The sequence below is a fragment of the Rhizobium sp. P1_B8 genome (assembly GCF_056406515.1).
Genome location: NZ_JBFTZZ010000001.1, coordinates 615,786 through 630,731, shown reverse-complemented (window position 1 = coordinate 630,731; position 14,946 = coordinate 615,786). Strand labels below are relative to the sequence as shown.

The window sequence follows — 14,946 nt, the reverse complement described above, 5'->3', positions numbered from 1 at the left end:
CCTTCACCCGAGCATCCGCATCCTTCCGAGCCCGAGAATATCGTTGATCAGGGCAATGCCGATTCCGGCGGCGACGATTCCCAATCCAATCAGGAAGAGCCGGCGAGACCGATCATATTTGACGGCAAAGAGAGAATCGCGCGCCAGCAGATCGGCAAAGACCTTCACCTGGACGGCGATGCCGATGGTCAGAAACAGCATCGGCGGAATATCGATGCGGCTCCAGTCGTTGGGATTGGAAACCCAGACACTAATAAAATTAAGGGAGAAGCCGAGGATGATCCCGGCCGCCGTCAGCGATCCGTTGCGGAACGTCGCATCGATCTTTTCGTCTGGATCGGGCTCGGACATGGCTTCGCTCCGGCTTGCTGCTGAGGCAAGAAAGGCAGAAATCGCGGCAGGGAGCAAGATCGACCTGGCGTAGCGCTTCGAGAAGGCGGACGAAATGCCGCAGCGGCGGAGAGCTGGTATATCGCCCATTGCCCCTTCCGCAAGCCGCACCGGCGCGATCTCCTGCTATCGCAGGCATGTGCTTCCGCTCGCCAGAACCCATGGGCCGCCAAAAAAAGCCAATAATTCCAATGAAACAGTTTTGGTAACCGAAAGGTTAACGTGCGTCGCCCCGCGCCGTCAATCGCACTTCTACCCTGTCAAAACGTCGCTTTGACGCTTTGCGCAAATCAGCTTAGCCCAAAGGCTGCCCGCCCATGAAAGGCAGGCTTCACGACGAACTTTTCAAAGGAGGTTCAAGTGACCAGTGTTTCATCTCTCGGCAGCACAGTGACCCAGTACCAGTCTCCACTTTCCAGCCTCGACAAGAATGGCGACGGTGTCATTTCGGCGGACGAGTTGGCCGCCGCCTCGCCGTCATCGACATCGGGCACGACGTCGACCGACAGCGACGACAGCAGCACCGATATCGTCAAGAAGATCACCGCCGATATCCTGTCGCTGATGCTGTCCATGCAGAAGACCGACGGCAGCGACGATCAGGGCGACGGCAGCGATCAGAGCGACGACGATTCCAAGGGCGTCTTCGCAGCGATGGATACGAATGGCGACGGCAAGTTGACCGAGTCCGAATTCCTCGCCGCCGATCCGAACAGCATCAAGACTTCAGGTGATAGCGATCCGCTCCTCACCAAGGTGTTGAGCGACATGCAGACGGCCCTTCAGGCCTACCGCAATACCTACGGCGCTTCCGCCGCAGCAGGTGATTCCGCAGCCGATGACGTGGCGGCGGTCTAGCTGGCCAAGAACCGGGCTCTGCCGGGGGAGCCTCGATCCATCGATGCCGCACAAAGGCGTCCTACGCAGGCAGATCGATTTGCCGGCAATTGCCACCGTCGCGGGCTGCGATCCGGAAACCATGCACGAGCCGTTCCCATCCCTCCGCTCCATTTCAACACGAGAACCGCCACCAGCTAACGCAATGATTGCATTAGAGCATTCTGTTTCGACGACTTACTACCGCTAGTGCCAGAATTAACACTTGCGCGTCCGCGCCTGGAAATCCACTAGTTGATCCATTCAGTGTGCTTGGCGTCTTGCACTGCAATAAAGCGAAGGGATTGGCCTTGATGAAAGCGCTGCTGCTCGTCGATATTCAGAACGGCTTCTGTCCGGGTGGCAATCTGCCGGTGCCGGAGGGCGACAAGGTGGTTCCCGTCGCAAACAGACTGATCGATAGCGGCAAATACGATTTGATCGTCGCCTCGCAGGACTGGCATCCGTCTGGCCATGGCAGCTTTGCCTCCGCCCATCCGGGTGCCGCCCCCTTCGAGATGGGGGAACTGTCGGGCAAACCTCAGATGATGTGGCCCGACCACTGTATTCAGGGTACGCTTGATGCCGAACTGCATCCCGAGCTCAAATCCGAAGAGATCGACCTGATCCAGCAGAAGGGCGAGAATCCCTATATCGACAGCTATTCGGCCTTCCGCGACAATGACCGCGACGCCTCGACCGGCCTTTCCGATTTCCTCGAGGACCAGGGCGTCACCGACCTAGACGTCTGCGGACTGGCAACCGACTATTGCGTCAAATTCTCTGCGCTCGACGCGCTGGAGATGATGCCTGGTGTCCGCGTGCGCTTCATCAAGGATGCAAGCCGCGGCATCACCCCCGAAGGCGTCGCCGCCGCCATCGAGGAAATGCGGGCGCATGGCATCGCGATCATCGACAGCGCCAAGGTCCTAGCCGGCTAGTTTAGCTCGGATAACGCCCGAAAAAATCGCATCGAATGTCGGATCGGTGCAAGTCAATCCGTCCTTGGCTCTGAACGCACCAACAATGGGAGTTGAGAGATGAGAAAGTTAGTTGCTGCCGCCTTCGTGAGTTTGGACGGCGTCATGCAGGCGCCCGGTGGGCCGCGGGAGGATCCGACCGGCGGCTTCACTCAGGGCGGCTGGACCGTCAACTATTGGGACGAGCCGATGGGCCAGTTCATGGGCGGGATCTTTACCGATCCCTTCGAACTGCTGCTCGGCCGCAAGACCTACGAAATCTTCGCCGCGCACTGGCCCTTCGTCGGGAAAGACGATCCGATTGGCAAAGTCTTCAACGCCGTGACCAAATATGTCGCGACCACTTCCGCAGAGCCGCTCACCTGGGCAAATTCCGTCGCCCTGCGCGGCGATGCAGCTGCCGAAATCGCCCGGTTGAAGCAGCTGGATGGCCCCGTCCTCCTGACACAGGGCAGCAGCGGCCTGTTGCAGACCCTGTTGGCGCATGACCTGATCGACGAGTTGCGGCTTCTGACTTTCCCGCTCGTGCTTGGCCCGGGCAAACGCCTGTTCGGTCAAGGCGCCAAGCCGGAGGCGCTGAAGCTCACCGCCAACACGGTATCGACGACAGGCGTCATCATGAGCGTCTACGAGCGTGCTGGCGCAATCAAGACAGGCACGTTCGAACTGGCGCAGCCCTCCGAGGCCGAAATCGCCCGCCGGGAGAGGATGAAGCGCGAGGGCTGATGCCTTCTGCCTTCCGCAATCTTTGCGGGGCGCGGCGCCGCCGCGTCCCGTTATCGGCTGCAGCGCCGCGCGTCCCTTCAAATGCGCAAGGAACGCCTTAAAACTATGCAGCAGTGCCTTTGCTCTTGTCGTCTCGCTCCAGCAGATAGATGTCCTCGGCCAGGTCCTCCATCTTCCTCAGAAGCGCCGCATGCGCATCACGAAGGCCCTGGTTATAATAATGGGCGCCGATCTCGTCCGCGAAGAAATCGAGCAGGAATTCCGCCGGCAGCACGCCGATCGGCTGGTCGAGCTCGGCCTCGAAATAGCGGCGAATGCTGGCAACGATCGTCGCCTTCGCCTCCTTCGAAAATTCGATCTTCTTCATCATTGCCTCTTTGCCGAATGCGATCGGGACTTTGATGGTTCAGCAAAATCGATTGGTCAATCAAGGAAATTCAATTGCTGTTGCAAGCCATAGACCATAAGGGAAAACTTGTATTCCAACTGGACAAGATCGCATGAATCGCGCCGACTTTGTTGAAGGTTTGCGGGGTGGCTCCGCCGTTGCGCTGGCATCCGCGCCCTTTGGCGCTCTCTTCGGAGCGCTTGCGGTCGAAAACGGCTTGTCGCTCTCCGAAACCGCCTTCATGAGCGCCACCGTCTACGCCGGCGCTAGCCAGATGGTCGGTATCGAACTTTTCGGTCACAATGTCCACGCCTGGCTGATCGTGCTGTCGATCCTCGCCGTCAATTTCCGCCACGTGCTCTATTCGGCGGCCCTGGCGCGCTACATCGGCCATTTCACGCCGGTGCAGAAATTCTTCACCTTTTTCCTACTCGTCGATCCGCAATTCGCCGAAGCGGTCAAGCGCGGCGAGGCCGGCCGGCAACTCACCTTCGCCTGGTATTTCGGCTTCGCCATCATCATCTACGTCCCCTGGGTGCTGATCAGCGTCGCCGGCGGCATGCTCGGCGGCTTCATTGGCGATCCCAAGGCCATCGGCCTCGACATCCTGCTGCCGGCTTATTTCCTTGGCATCGTCCTCGGCTTCCGTAAGCGAGACAATTTCCTGCCGGTGGCGCTCGTCAGCGCGGTGGCTTCCGTGCTCGCCTACCGCTATGTCGGCTCGCCCTGGCATGTCAGCCTCGGCGCCGCCGTCGGCATCGTGCTCGCCGCCGTGCTGCCTTTGCCGCAGCAAGAGCCTGATCTCGAAGCCGACGCCCTTCAATCCGAAGTGCACGAGGTCTGAGCCATGGAATTCGATCTTCACATGGCGCTCGTCATCCTGGCCGCAGCAGCTGCCACCTTCGCCACCCGCATCGGCGGATATATCCTCATCACCCGAATGAAGAGCATTCCGCCGCGCATGGAGGCGGCGCTGAATGCCGTGCCGGCCGCCGTGCTGACGACGCTGGTTGCACCCGCCTTCTTCATCGGCGGCTGGGAATCGAAGCTGGCGCTGATCGTCGCCCTCTTCATCGGCTTGCGCTTCACCCACACATGGATGCTGGTCGCCGCCTGGATCGTCGTGATGATCTGGCGCCATGCCGGCGGGTTCTGAGCACCGGCCCGGGGCCGGTGCCGAGACATCTTAGTATTCCAGCTTAGTATTCCAGCGGCAGCGTCGCGTTTTCGAGCCACGCCCTGACATCGTGATCATGGATGAGCGGCATCAGCGCCTCGCAGGTGCGGCGATGATAGTCGTTGAACCAGTGCAGTTCGTCATGGGTCAGCAGCTCGGGAATGACGAGGCTGCGGTCGATCGGGCAGAAAGTCAGCGTCTCGAATCCGAGCATAGGCGCATCGCCGCCCTCGATCTCTTCGGCCCCGCGCACGTAGATCAGGTTCTCGATGCGGATGCCGAAGCTGCCGGGCCGGTAATAGCCCGGCTCGTTTGAAAGGATCATGCCGGGCAGCAGTTCCTGCGTCGAAAGCCTGGAGATGCGCTGCGGCCCCTCATGCACCGAAAGATAGGAGCCGACGCCGTGGCCTGTGCCGTGAGCGAAATCGGCGCCGGCCCGCCACAGCGCGATGCGCGCCAGCGGATCGAGATCGCAGCCGCGCGTGCCCTTAGGGAAACGCGCGGTGCTGATGTCTATCATCCCTTTCAGCACCAGCGTGAAGAAGCGCCGATGCTCTTCCGCCACCGCGCCGATGCCGACGGTGCGGGTGATGTCGGTCGTGCCGTTGATATATTGCGCGCCGGAATCGATCAGGAAGAGTTCGCCGGCCTCGATCATCCGGTTGGTCTCGGTCGTCACACGGTAATGCATGATCGCCGCATGTTCGCCGGCTCCCGAAATCGTGTCGAAGGAAATGTCCTTCAGCGGGTTCTGCATGCTCTGGCCGACGCGGGCGCGCGCCGCTTCGAGATGCTCGGCAGCAGCGATCTCGCTGACCGTGCCGGGTTTTGTCTGCGACAGCCAATAGAGGAACTCCACCATCGCCGCACCGTCCTGCAGATGCGCGGCGGCCGAGCCGTTGATCTCGACGTCGTTCTTCACTGCGCGCGGCAACTTGGCGGGATCGGCGCCCTCCACCACTTCGCCGCCCGCCTTGCGGATGATCTCCGCCAGCGCATAGGAGGCGATATCCGGGTCGATCAGCACGCGGCCGCCATCCCTCGAAACGGCAGCCAACCTCTCCTCCAGCGCCGAGGGCGGCAGCTGCGTGCAGATCTGCGCAAGATAGGCCTCCGGCTCGATGCCGGTCTTGCGCTTGTCGAGGAAGATCTCGGCCCGGCCGTCAGCATGGATGATGGCGCGCGCCAGCGGATGCGGCGTGTGCGGCACGTCGGCTCCACGAATATTGAAGGTCCAGGCGACAGAAGAGGGATCGGCGATCAAAACCGCCGCAAGATTCTTCTTCGAAAGATCGGCGGCGATCGTCGCGATCTTCTCTCTCGCCAGCACGCCGGCCTGCGCGACGTTCTGGATGCTGACCGCGCCGAGCGGCTCGGCCGGCCGGTCGCTCCAAAGCCTGTCGAGCGGATTGTGCGGCAGGAAGACCAGCGTGCCGCCGATCTGCGAAAGGGCTCTTTCCAGACGGCGCACCTCGGCACCCGCATGCAGCCAGGGGTCGATGCCGAGCCGCAGGCCGTTGCTGCCGTTTGCCGCAAGCCAGACATGCGGCGGCTCATTGACGAGATCGCCGCCCGAAAAGACCGAACCGTCGACCTGTTCGGCAAGCTGCGTTACATAGCGCCCGTCGACGAAGACGATCGCCTGCGTGCGCAGGATGAGCGCAATGCCTGCGGAACCCGTAAAGCCCGTCAGCCACGCGAGACGCTCGGAACCTGCAGGAACATATTCGCCGTTGAACTCGTCGGCGCGCGGCACGAGGAAGGCGTCGATGCCGAGCGAATCGAAACCGGCCCGCAGCGCCGATACACGATCCCTGCCGAATTGCGGCGTGGAGGTAACCTCGAAAGACTGGAACATGCTGGAAACCCGAATGATTGAGACGAATCCGGTTAATGGGATGCTGGCCATGTTAGCGAAATTTCAACCGATGGGGAGAAAAAGCGACCAAACGAGTCGAAACCTCTGGGGCCGCTCAACATTTTGACAGAACTGTGACGCCAAAAGTTAATTTGGCACGCTTTATGCATTGGCCGCATGGCTCCCATGAGCGAAACCCTCTGCCTCCGCATTTCAGAATAGCTATATAGGCGTCATCGAACGGTTCGCGATGAACCTATAAACAAAGGAATTCTTGAAATGACCGCCTCTCTCTCGCGCTTCGCATATAGCAGCCCGGTGCAGGCTGGCGAACGCCAGACCGTGCGTCACGTGATCGGCGCCCGCCGCCCGCAGAACGAGGACAGCCTCAAGCTGCTCGGCGCCGGCCAGCGGGCCACGCGCCACAAGGGCGCCCTCAGCTACGCGTTCTAAGCCTGAAAGCCAGTCCGTCTCCTCCCTCCCGGACCGGCCTATTGGAATGCAGTAGAGCCCGCTCGAGCGCTCCTCCCCTTGAGCTCGCGGGCATTGACCGGATAGACCGGTCCAAGGCGGTGCCATCGGCACCGCCTTTTTCTTTTGCCGTTTCCGGATGCGACGCATGCCGCCCAAACCGTGCAGCAGTTTGGGGATCACGACATTGCATAAAAACAAGGATCTAACCGCGTCGCATGAATCAAATTCTATGCGACGCGCATTAGGGTCGGTCGAAGTGGATGGTCACCCAGCCGTTGCGCCAGATGGTTCTGACATGGCGAAGCCTCGCGCCGCTATAGGCGGCAATCACCTTCCAGCGTTGCCCGGCAAGGATGCCGGAGAGAATGACCGATCCGCCAGGCGCAAGATGCGTCGCAAGCTTCGGCGCCATGCGGATCAGCGGCCGGGCGAGAATGTTGGCGATGATGAGATCGAAGGGACCGTGCTCGGAAAAGGCCGTTGAATGAAATCCCGGCGCGGTCCTGGTGACGATGCCCGAGGCGATGCCGTTGCGGCGCACGTTCTCGGCCGCCACCTTCGTCGCGATCGGATCGATGTCGGTCGCAAGCACTGGTATGTTCCTGAGCTTGCGCACCGCAATCGCCAGTACGCCGCTGCCGGTGCCGAGATCGAGCGCGTTGCGGACCGGGCGCGAGCGCACCACGGCATCGATCACCTCGAGGCAGCCCGCCGTCGTGCCATGATGACCGGTACCGAAGGCCTGGCCGGCATCGATCTCGATGGCGATGTCGCCGGAGCGAACCTTGTCGCGGTCATGCGAACCATGCACCAGGAAGCGCCCTGCCCTGACGGGTTTCAGCCCCTCCAGCGATTTCACCACCCAGTCGACATCCGGGATGACTTCCCGCTGCAGCCGGGCATCAGGGAAAGAGGTCCTCAATGCCTCCTCGACGCGGGAATGCACCTCCGCCTCGTCCTCGGCCATCATATAGATCGAGGCTTCCCAGATATCCTTCTTCTCATCGATCTCGGTGGTGCCGATGGCAAAGTCTTCTTCACCGAAGACCGCACTCAGAAGGTCGAGGATCTCTTCGGCCTTGCTTTCGGTCGTCGTCACGTAAAGGCGGATTTCACTCACGATAGGCGGTCTTTCCCGTTTCCGTTGCCCGCCATCGGTCGAGCCAACGCCCCATCACGCTGAAACCATCACCCCTTGCTGACGAGATTCTCCAGCTTCTTTACCGCCGTGTCCGGGTTTTCGCCATAGGCGATCGTTCCGGAAAAGCGCCCGGCCGAATCGAGCAAGAAGACCGAAGCGGTGTGATCCATCGTATAGTCGCCGTTCGGATCCTTCTCGTCGACTGGCACCTTCTTGGCGTAGACGCGGAACCCCTTGATAACCTCGGCGATCTTGTCAGGCGCGCCGGAAATGCCGGTGATGCGCTTGGAAACGTTGGAGACGTATTCGTTCATGATCTCGGGCGTGTCGCGCTCCGGATCGACGGTCACGAAATAGGCCTGCAGCTTGTCGCCCTTCGGATCGACCTTCTCCATCCAGCCATTCAGCTCGAAAAGCGTCGTCGGGCAGACTTCCGGGCAATGGGTGAAGCCGAAAAACAACGCCGTCGGCTTGCCGCGCAGCGCCTGCTCGGTGATCGGCTGCCCGCTTTGGGAGACCAGGGTGAAGGGAACGCCGAAGGGAGCCTCCGCCACCACATTCCCCGATCTGTTGAGATAGTACGTGAACCCGCCAAGAAACCCGGCAAGTATCAGGACACCGATCCAGACGGCGATGCGGAATGTCTTCATTGGCATGATCCTCGATCCAGGCGGATATGTACCGCCCGCCCCTTGCCCCGCGTGATTATAGTCTCGACCGGACGGGCGCAATTCAACAATATGTTTTCTAACCCGCGATCGATTGTCTCACCGGAGACGACGCCGTGCCCTCGGTCGGATCGGCCAAAAATCGAAAGCAACACGTTTTGATGATGTGTTCTCAGCCGAACAAGCAGTTTCGAGATAGATATCGTTAGCAAAGGCTTAAGCCGTTGTATCTATATTAGCAATCGCGTGCGGCGCTCTTCTGCCGTTCTGACATGATGTCTGCCGCGTGGCGAAAACCCCGGACTCCGCATGAGGGAAGACAAACACGAATCCGAGCGGCTTTCGGAAGGGGTATTTCGTGACCAACTCAGCGGCGCGCAAGAGCCTGTCGGCCAGCCAGCGGCTTTCGACGCTCGACGGCGCGGCGTTTCCAGGTTTCGGAACAATGATCGGCGCCGGCTGGTACGAAGCGCTTCGCCAGATCGGCGAAGATGTTTTGCGCATCCATGAACATGTTAAATCAATCGTAACCTCTGCGCGCGAACAATCCGTGGGACTGAACGAAATCAATACATCCATCAGCCAGATGGATCAGGTCACGCAGACGAAGGCCGTAAGCCATAGGCTCGCCATCGACGCGGCAAACCTGATGCAACTGGTCATGCAGTTCAAGACTGGCGAGGGCATGAGCGCCCGGCAAACGCCGCGAGAGGGACCTGCCGCCTCGCATTCGAGACCATCACCCGCGCGCAGCCTGATCGGTAAAATCGCGGTCGCATTCAACGGCGGCACTGCCGCCAAAGTCATCGCTTCTCCCGTCGGGGACAACTGGGAAGAATTCTGACCATGAACAACAACGCCATCAAGCAGTCGGGCGCTTATCTCGAAATCGTTTCGTTCCACCTGGGCGACCAGGAGTTCTGCATCGACATCATGGCCATCCGCGAAATCCGCGGCTGGGCGCCGGTGACGCCGATGCCGCACACCCCGCCCTATGTGCTGGGACTCATCAACCTGCGCGGTGCGGTGATCCCCGTCATCGACATGGCCTGCCGCCTCGGTATGAAGATGACCGAGCCCTCCGAGCGCTCGGCGATCATCGTCACCGACATTGCGGGCAAGCTGGTCGGTCTGCTGGTCGAGCAGGTTTCCGACATGATGACCATCAAGAGCGAAGATCTGCAGCCGCCGCCGGAAATCATCCCGGAAGCCCAGCGCGCCTTCTGCCGCGGCATCGTCGCGCTCGAAAAGACCATGGTCTGCTTCTTGAATCTCGACACGGTCATTGCCGACGAACTGACGCAGGCCGCCTGAGGGCTATCCATATCTGGAATTCGAAGGCCCGGCTAGTCCGGGCCCTTTTTGATTTTGCAATGAGAGAAAAAGGGAAGCAGCGCTCTTTCCAAATATCTCACAGCAGAAGCTCTATTGCGGCTTCCCATTCTTCCAGACAACGTTCTGCCCATAGAGCGGAATGGTCGAGATCGACATCTTCGCCGAGCCGTCGGTCAGTTCGCGCGAATGGGCGAGATAGATCAGCGTGTCGTTCGTCTTATCGTAGATGCGGTTGACGACCAGCGTCTTCCAGATCAGCGACATGCCCTGGCGGAACACCTCGCTGCCATCCTTGGACAGATCGATACTGCCGATCTCGATCGGCCCGGTCTGCCGGCAGGCGATGGAATTATTGGACGGGTCCTCGAACCAGTTGCCGTTCTTGAACCGGTCGATCAAGCTGCGATCGAAATAGGTGACGTGACAGGTGATGCCCTTGACCTCAGGGTCGGAGACCGCCTCGACAATGATGTCGTTGCCGATCCAGTCGACCCCGACCTTGCCGACGACTTCGGCTGAGGCAGCGCCTGCGGAAAGGACGGCGAAGGAAAAGGCGGCGAGGAGAAGATTGCGCAGTCTGGACATGGCGGCTCCCTGAATAATCCGCATTTTAGATAAGCATGCACCCATGCTTTGCAAGAAATGGGGCTCGTGGAAGGGATCAGCCTTTCCGGCAGGTACAGGGCTCGTAGGCCCGCGCAGTCAGCCGGCCGGGCCTCATGCCGATCAGCGCCGGTATCGCGTGAACGGCGTTGGCCTTGACGGCTTTCGCCATCTCGATCGCCGCGGCCGCGCAGACCACAGCATCCTCGGCAGCGTTGTGGTGCACGAAACGCAGGCCGAGATGCTCGGCGATCAGGTTCAAACGGTGCGAGAGGAAATGCGGCCAGATTCGCTGGGCCATCTTCAGGCTGCAGAGATAGGTAAGCTCCGGATAGGATTGCCGGTAGAGATCGAGGCTCGCCCGCCAGACGCTGAAATCGAAGGAAGCATTGTGCGCGATCATCGTCGCGCCGCGAAAATCCTCCTCGAACTCGTCCATCACCTCGGGAAACTCGGGCGCGTCCTCGACATGCTCCGGCCGGATGCCATGGATTGCGATGTTCATCCCGGAAAAGCGCATCTCCCGCGGTCGGATCAGCCGCTCTTCGACGCGCGTGACCCTGCCCTCCTCGATCCAGGCAAGGCCGACGGAACAGGCGCTGCCGCGCTGTTCGTTCGCCGTCTCGAAGTCAATCGCGATGGTCTTCAAATCAGCAACCCGAATCGTTTCTTCAGGAACAGGAATACCGCCCCGCTTCCGGCCGCGCAAATTCGACACGACGCATGGTTGACTTTTTAACCCCCATATCGAAACTTGCCGCCATGATCAGTTCCGTGACCATGGCAGCGCTTATCCATCACACCACGACCCTTGAAGGGTACGCGGGAGCGATGGCGCGTTAGCAGCGATCCGATCATCATCCCGAAACCCTGCCGAGGCGAGCAGGGTTTTCGGAAACCGGCTCTCCTCCTGACACCGATGGAGAGCATGAATGTCCGAAAACGAAGAGAATGAACCTCGCGGCCGAGCGCGCCTGCCGGATGGCGTCCTGGTGCGCGCCGTCCGCCTGTCCGATGCGGAGGAGATCACGGATCTCATAAATCTGCCGGGCTACAGGGCCGGCACCTTGAGGCCGCCCTACCAGCGGGTCGAGGAGGTTCGCAAGCACATGGAAAACCAGTCGCCAGGCGCGCTCAACCTCGTCGTCACCCAAAATGGCAAGATCGTCGGCAATGGCGGCCTCAACCGCCTCTCCGGCCGTCGGCAGCACGTCGCCAGTATCGGCATGGGCGTGCATGACGATTTCACCGGCCGCGGCTTCGGACGGATCCTGCTCGGCGCGATGGTCGACGCCGCCGACGACTGGCTTGATATCAAACGGCTGGAACTGACCGTCTACACCGACAACGATGTCGCCATCGGCCTCTACCGGAAATTCGGCTTCGAACGGGAAGGCCTGCTAAGGGCCTTCGGCTTTCGATCCGGGGAGTATGTCGACGCCTATACGATGGCGCGGCTCAGGCTATGAGCAAACGGGCTGGCGGCTTGCTGTCAGCCCCTCACCCGCTGATCAGTGCCAGCCATTCGTCCTCGTCCATCGTCTGCACGCCAAGCTCGCGTGCCTTGTCGAGCTTGGAGCCAGCACCTGGGCCGGCGACGACGATGTCGGTCTTCTTGGAGACCGATCCCGCCACCTTGGCGCCGAGGCTCTCCGCCCTCGCCTTCGCCTCGTCGCGGGTAAACCTTTCCAGCGAGCCGGTGAAAACCACGGTCTTGCCGGCGACCGGGCTGCCTGTCGTCACCGGCTGCTCGGCCTCCTCGGGCGTCACCTCCTCGATAAGCCGGGTGATCACCTCCACGTTGCGCGGCTCCTTGTAGAATTCGACGATAGCCCGCGCCACGACCTCGCCGATGCCCTCGATGGCGTTGAGATCGTTCCAGGCGTCGCCGGCAAGCGTCTCGGCCTCCCGCATCGCCGTCTCAAAGGCGGCATAGGTGCCGTAGGAGCGCGCCAGCAGCTTCGCCGTGGTCTCGCCGACGTGACGGATGCCGAGCGCGTAGATGAAGCGGTGGAGCGCAATGCTGCGCCGTTCGTTGATCGCCGCATAGAGCTTGCCGACGCTGACCTTGCCGAAACCGTCAATATTCTCCAGCTTGGTCAGCGATTGCTGCTGGCGCTTCTCCAGCGTGAAGATATCGGGCGCGGTGCGGATCTGCAGCGACGCGTCGTCGTTTTCGAAGAAGAAGTCGATCTGCTTCGAACCGAGCCCTTCAATATCGAAAGCGTTGCGCGAAACGAAGTGCTTCAAATGCTCCGTCGCCTGCGCCCGGCAGATGAAGCCACCGGTGCAGCGGCGCACCGAATCCATCTTGCCGGTCTTCTCGTTGACCTCGCGCACGGCATGCGAACCGCAGACCGGGCATGTCTTCGGGAATTCGTATGACCGGGCGTCGGCCGCGCGTTTTTCCATCACCACATCGAGGATCTGCGGAATGACGTCGCCGGCGCGCTGAACGATGACGGTATCGCCCTCACGGATATCGTGTTCCTCCGGTCGAATGCGCTCGCCGCTATTGCCGATGCCCTTGATGTAATCCTCGTTGTGCAGCGTCGCATTGGTGACGACGACGCCGCCAACCGTAATCGGCTTCAGCCGCGCCACCGGCGTCAGCGCCCCGGTGCGACCGACCTGAATCTCGACCTTTTCGACCTCGGTGAAGGCCTGCTCCGCCGGAAACTTGTGCGCAGTCGCCCAGCGCGGCGAACGCGAGCGGAAGCCAAGACGAGCCTGCAGCTCGAGACTGTCGACCTTATAGACGACGCCGTCGATGTCGTAGTCGAGATCCGGGCGCTCGAGGCCGATCTCGTCATAATGCGCCAGGATGTCGGCGACCGAGTTCAATCGCTTCATCAGCGGATTGACGGGAAAACCCCAGTCCTTGAAGGTCTGCACCATACCGAACTGTGTGTCGGCGGGCATCTCCGACATCTCGCCCCAGGCATAAGCGAAGAATTTCAGCTTGCGGCTCGCCGTCACCTTGGCGTCGAGTTGGCGCAACGATCCGGCCGCGGTGTTGCGCGGATTGACATAGGTCTGCTTGCCCTCCGCCTCCATCTGCCGGTTCAGCGCCAGGAAATCGCTCTTGGCCATATAGACTTCACCGCGGATCTCCACGACCGCGGGCACGCCCTTCGGCAGCTCGTTGGGGATCTCGGCGATGGTCCGGATGTTGGCAGTGACGTTCTCCCCCGTCGTGCCGTCGCCACGCGTTGCAGCCGTCACCAGCCTGCCGTTCTCGTAACGGATCGACATCGAAAGACCGTCGATCTTCGGCTCGGCGGTAAAGGCGATCGACTGGTCGGGCAGCCGGCCGAGGAAGCGATAGACGCCGGCGACGAAATCCTGCACGTCCTCCTGCGAGAAAGTGTTGTCGAGCGACAGCATCGGCCGCGCATGGATGACGGGCGAGAAGGTGACGGAGGGCGCCGCACCGACATGCCGCGATGGGCTGTCTTCGCGGATCAACTCAGGAAAGCGCACCTCGAGCGCATCATTGCGGCGCTTCAGCGCGTCGTAATCGGCATCCGAAATCTCCGGCTGGTCCTTGCCGTGGTAGAGCGCATCGTGATGCGCGATCTCCTTTGCCAGCCGTTCAAGCTCGGCGGCAGCCTCTTCGATCGTCAACGTGTCGACGGCGGAACCTTCGGTGGACATGGAACATCACTCCAGAGAATCTGGTCAGAAAATCTGGATTGTTTTTAGAGCAAAATTGCCGGATGAAAAGGGAGGCCGCGGTCCTTCGAAAGGAAGATCGGCCTACCCGGCCCATTGTCTACCCGGCCTATTCCCAATCCCTGGCATTCCGCAGCCGGATGCCGCTGACATGCAGGCTGGTGTTCCAGAGGTTCTTCAACGGCCGCAGGCTATCGACCACCCGAAGCTCCACCCCGCGCGGCGCAAACTCCTGGTCGAGCCGCGAGATGGCGGTCCTCGCCATGGGAATGACGCGTCTGCGGGCTACCCACATGCCCGCATCATCCAGATTCTCGAAGGCCTCGGCCGCCATCTCGTAGCGATGGATCGTCTCCGCCGAAAGCCTTTCCAGCCACCGGCGCTCGATGAAAGCCGCAGCCCGCCACTCGCCAGCCAGCGCCGCCGCTCCGTCTCCAGCGTCTCGGGTTTCGCCCATATCAGGATGCGGGGGCAGTCACGCGGAAAGAGATACATAAAGTCATGATCGGCATCGATCGCCCAGACGAGCGGACCGTTCAGCCATTCCCGGCCGGGCGCGCGGGCGGAGGGAATGCGAACCGGGCGCGGTTCGAACGCTACGATACCGGGATCGTCGCTGAAATGGAAAAGTCGCATGGCTTGAGCTCGCCGCCGA

The 14,946-nt window shown here is 61.0% G+C and carries 16 protein-coding genes and 2 pseudogenes; 9 read left to right on the top strand and 9 right to left on the bottom strand.

Translation table 11 applies throughout. The features are described from left to right. Window positions 1–3: 3 nt before the first annotated feature. Entirely contained in the window at window positions 4–351 is a 348-nt protein-coding gene (locus AC1D2N_RS02990; protein ID WP_026188466.1) for a hypothetical protein, read from the bottom strand. Window positions 352–750: 399 nt separating this feature from the next. On the opposite strand from AC1D2N_RS02990, the gene AC1D2N_RS02985 reads away from it, so the two are divergent. The 3 genes from AC1D2N_RS02985 to AC1D2N_RS02975 all read left to right on the top strand — a co-directional run bounded on the left by AC1D2N_RS02985 (window position 751) and on the right by AC1D2N_RS02975 (window position 2,972). Continuing rightward, window positions 751–1,248, top strand: coding sequence for an EF-hand domain-containing protein (locus AC1D2N_RS02985; RefSeq protein WP_018242835.1), 498 nt, complete (start codon window positions 751–753; stop codon window positions 1,246–1,248). Window positions 1,249–1,580: 332 nt separating this feature from the next. Continuing rightward, entirely contained in the window at window positions 1,581–2,207 is a 627-nt protein-coding gene (gene pncA, locus AC1D2N_RS02980) for a bifunctional nicotinamidase/pyrazinamidase (protein ID WP_026188467.1), read from the top strand. Window positions 2,208–2,306: 99 nt separating this feature from the next. Continuing rightward, window positions 2,307–2,972 carry a dihydrofolate reductase family protein gene (locus AC1D2N_RS02975; protein ID WP_018242837.1) on the top strand — a complete coding sequence of 222 codons (666 nt, stop codon included), beginning with the start codon at window positions 2,307–2,309 and terminating at the stop codon, window positions 2,970–2,972. Window positions 2,973–3,075: 103 nt separating this feature from the next. Here the strand turns inward: AC1D2N_RS02975 and AC1D2N_RS02970 are convergent, their stop codons facing one another. Next, a complete protein-coding gene (locus tag AC1D2N_RS02970; protein WP_026188468.1) occupies window positions 3,076–3,339 on the bottom strand; it encodes a DUF2164 domain-containing protein in 264 nt (87 codons plus the stop codon). Window positions 3,340–3,472: 133 nt separating this feature from the next. Between AC1D2N_RS02970 and AC1D2N_RS02965 the strand changes: the two genes are divergently transcribed. Continuing rightward, on the top strand, window positions 3,473–4,204 hold the full coding sequence (locus tag AC1D2N_RS02965; protein ID WP_018242839.1) for an AzlC family ABC transporter permease: 732 nt from the start codon (window positions 3,473–3,475) through the stop codon (window positions 4,202–4,204). Between the two features lie 3 nt (window positions 4,205–4,207). Next, window positions 4,208–4,516 carry an AzlD family protein gene (locus AC1D2N_RS02960; protein ID WP_018242840.1) on the top strand — a complete coding sequence of 103 codons (309 nt, stop codon included), beginning with the start codon at window positions 4,208–4,210 and terminating at the stop codon, window positions 4,514–4,516. Window positions 4,517–4,559: 43 nt separating this feature from the next. On the opposite strand, the gene AC1D2N_RS02955 is transcribed toward AC1D2N_RS02960, so the two are convergent. Beyond that, window positions 4,560–6,395: an aminopeptidase P family protein gene (locus tag AC1D2N_RS02955; protein ID WP_032998409.1), complete on the bottom strand. Its 1,836-nt coding sequence runs from the start codon at window positions 6,393–6,395 to the stop codon at window positions 4,560–4,562. A 279-nt stretch (window positions 6,396–6,674) separates the two neighbouring features. On the opposite strand from AC1D2N_RS02955, the gene AC1D2N_RS02950 reads away from it, so the two are divergent. Continuing rightward, on the top strand, window positions 6,675–6,848 hold the full coding sequence (locus AC1D2N_RS02950) for a hypothetical protein (RefSeq protein ID WP_012758267.1): 174 nt from the start codon (window positions 6,675–6,677) through the stop codon (window positions 6,846–6,848). Window positions 6,849–7,110: 262 nt separating this feature from the next. On the opposite strand, the gene AC1D2N_RS02945 is transcribed toward AC1D2N_RS02950, so the two are convergent. Both AC1D2N_RS02945 and AC1D2N_RS02940 read right to left on the bottom strand, forming a co-directional pair. Next, a complete protein-coding gene (locus tag AC1D2N_RS02945) occupies window positions 7,111–7,989 on the bottom strand; it encodes a 50S ribosomal protein L11 methyltransferase (protein WP_130729257.1) in 879 nt (292 codons plus the stop codon). 68 nt (window positions 7,990–8,057) lie between these two features. Continuing rightward, entirely contained in the window at window positions 8,058–8,660 is a 603-nt protein-coding gene (locus AC1D2N_RS02940) for an SCO family protein (RefSeq protein WP_026188469.1), read from the bottom strand. 484 nt (window positions 8,661–9,144) lie between these two features. Here AC1D2N_RS02940 and AC1D2N_RS02935 point away from each other — a divergent pair. Further along, a pseudogene (locus AC1D2N_RS02935) lies at window positions 9,145–9,522 on the top strand (methyl-accepting chemotaxis protein); the annotation flags it as partial. A 2-nt stretch (window positions 9,523–9,524) separates the two neighbouring features. Continuing rightward, window positions 9,525–9,992: a chemotaxis protein CheW gene (locus tag AC1D2N_RS02930; protein WP_017965084.1), complete on the top strand. Its 468-nt coding sequence runs from the start codon at window positions 9,525–9,527 to the stop codon at window positions 9,990–9,992. A 111-nt stretch (window positions 9,993–10,103) separates the two neighbouring features. On the opposite strand, the gene AC1D2N_RS02925 is transcribed toward AC1D2N_RS02930, so the two are convergent. Continuing rightward, on the bottom strand, window positions 10,104–10,598 hold the full coding sequence (locus AC1D2N_RS02925) for a CreA family protein (protein WP_130652762.1): 495 nt from the start codon (window positions 10,596–10,598) through the stop codon (window positions 10,104–10,106). Window positions 10,599–10,674: 76 nt separating this feature from the next. Next, the gene (locus tag AC1D2N_RS02920; RefSeq protein WP_028732831.1) at window positions 10,675–11,265 is read right to left on the bottom strand and encodes a 3'-5' exonuclease; all 591 of its coding nucleotides are present in this window, start codon (window positions 11,263–11,265) and stop codon (window positions 10,675–10,677) included. Between the two features lie 283 nt (window positions 11,266–11,548). Between AC1D2N_RS02920 and AC1D2N_RS02915 the strand changes: the two genes are divergently transcribed. Further along, window positions 11,549–12,085, top strand: a complete 537-nt coding sequence (locus AC1D2N_RS02915; RefSeq protein WP_130729259.1) for a GNAT family N-acetyltransferase — start codon at window positions 11,549–11,551, stop codon at window positions 12,083–12,085. Between the two features lie 31 nt (window positions 12,086–12,116). Here AC1D2N_RS02915 and ligA read toward each other — a convergent pair whose 3' ends face one another. Next, on the bottom strand, window positions 12,117–14,273 hold the full coding sequence (ligA, locus tag AC1D2N_RS02910) for an NAD-dependent DNA ligase LigA (protein ID WP_130729260.1): 2,157 nt from the start codon (window positions 14,271–14,273) through the stop codon (window positions 12,117–12,119). 127 nt (window positions 14,274–14,400) lie between these two features. After that, a pseudogene (locus AC1D2N_RS02905) lies at window positions 14,401–14,927 on the bottom strand (DUF6886 family protein). Window positions 14,928–14,946 lie beyond the last annotated feature (19 nt).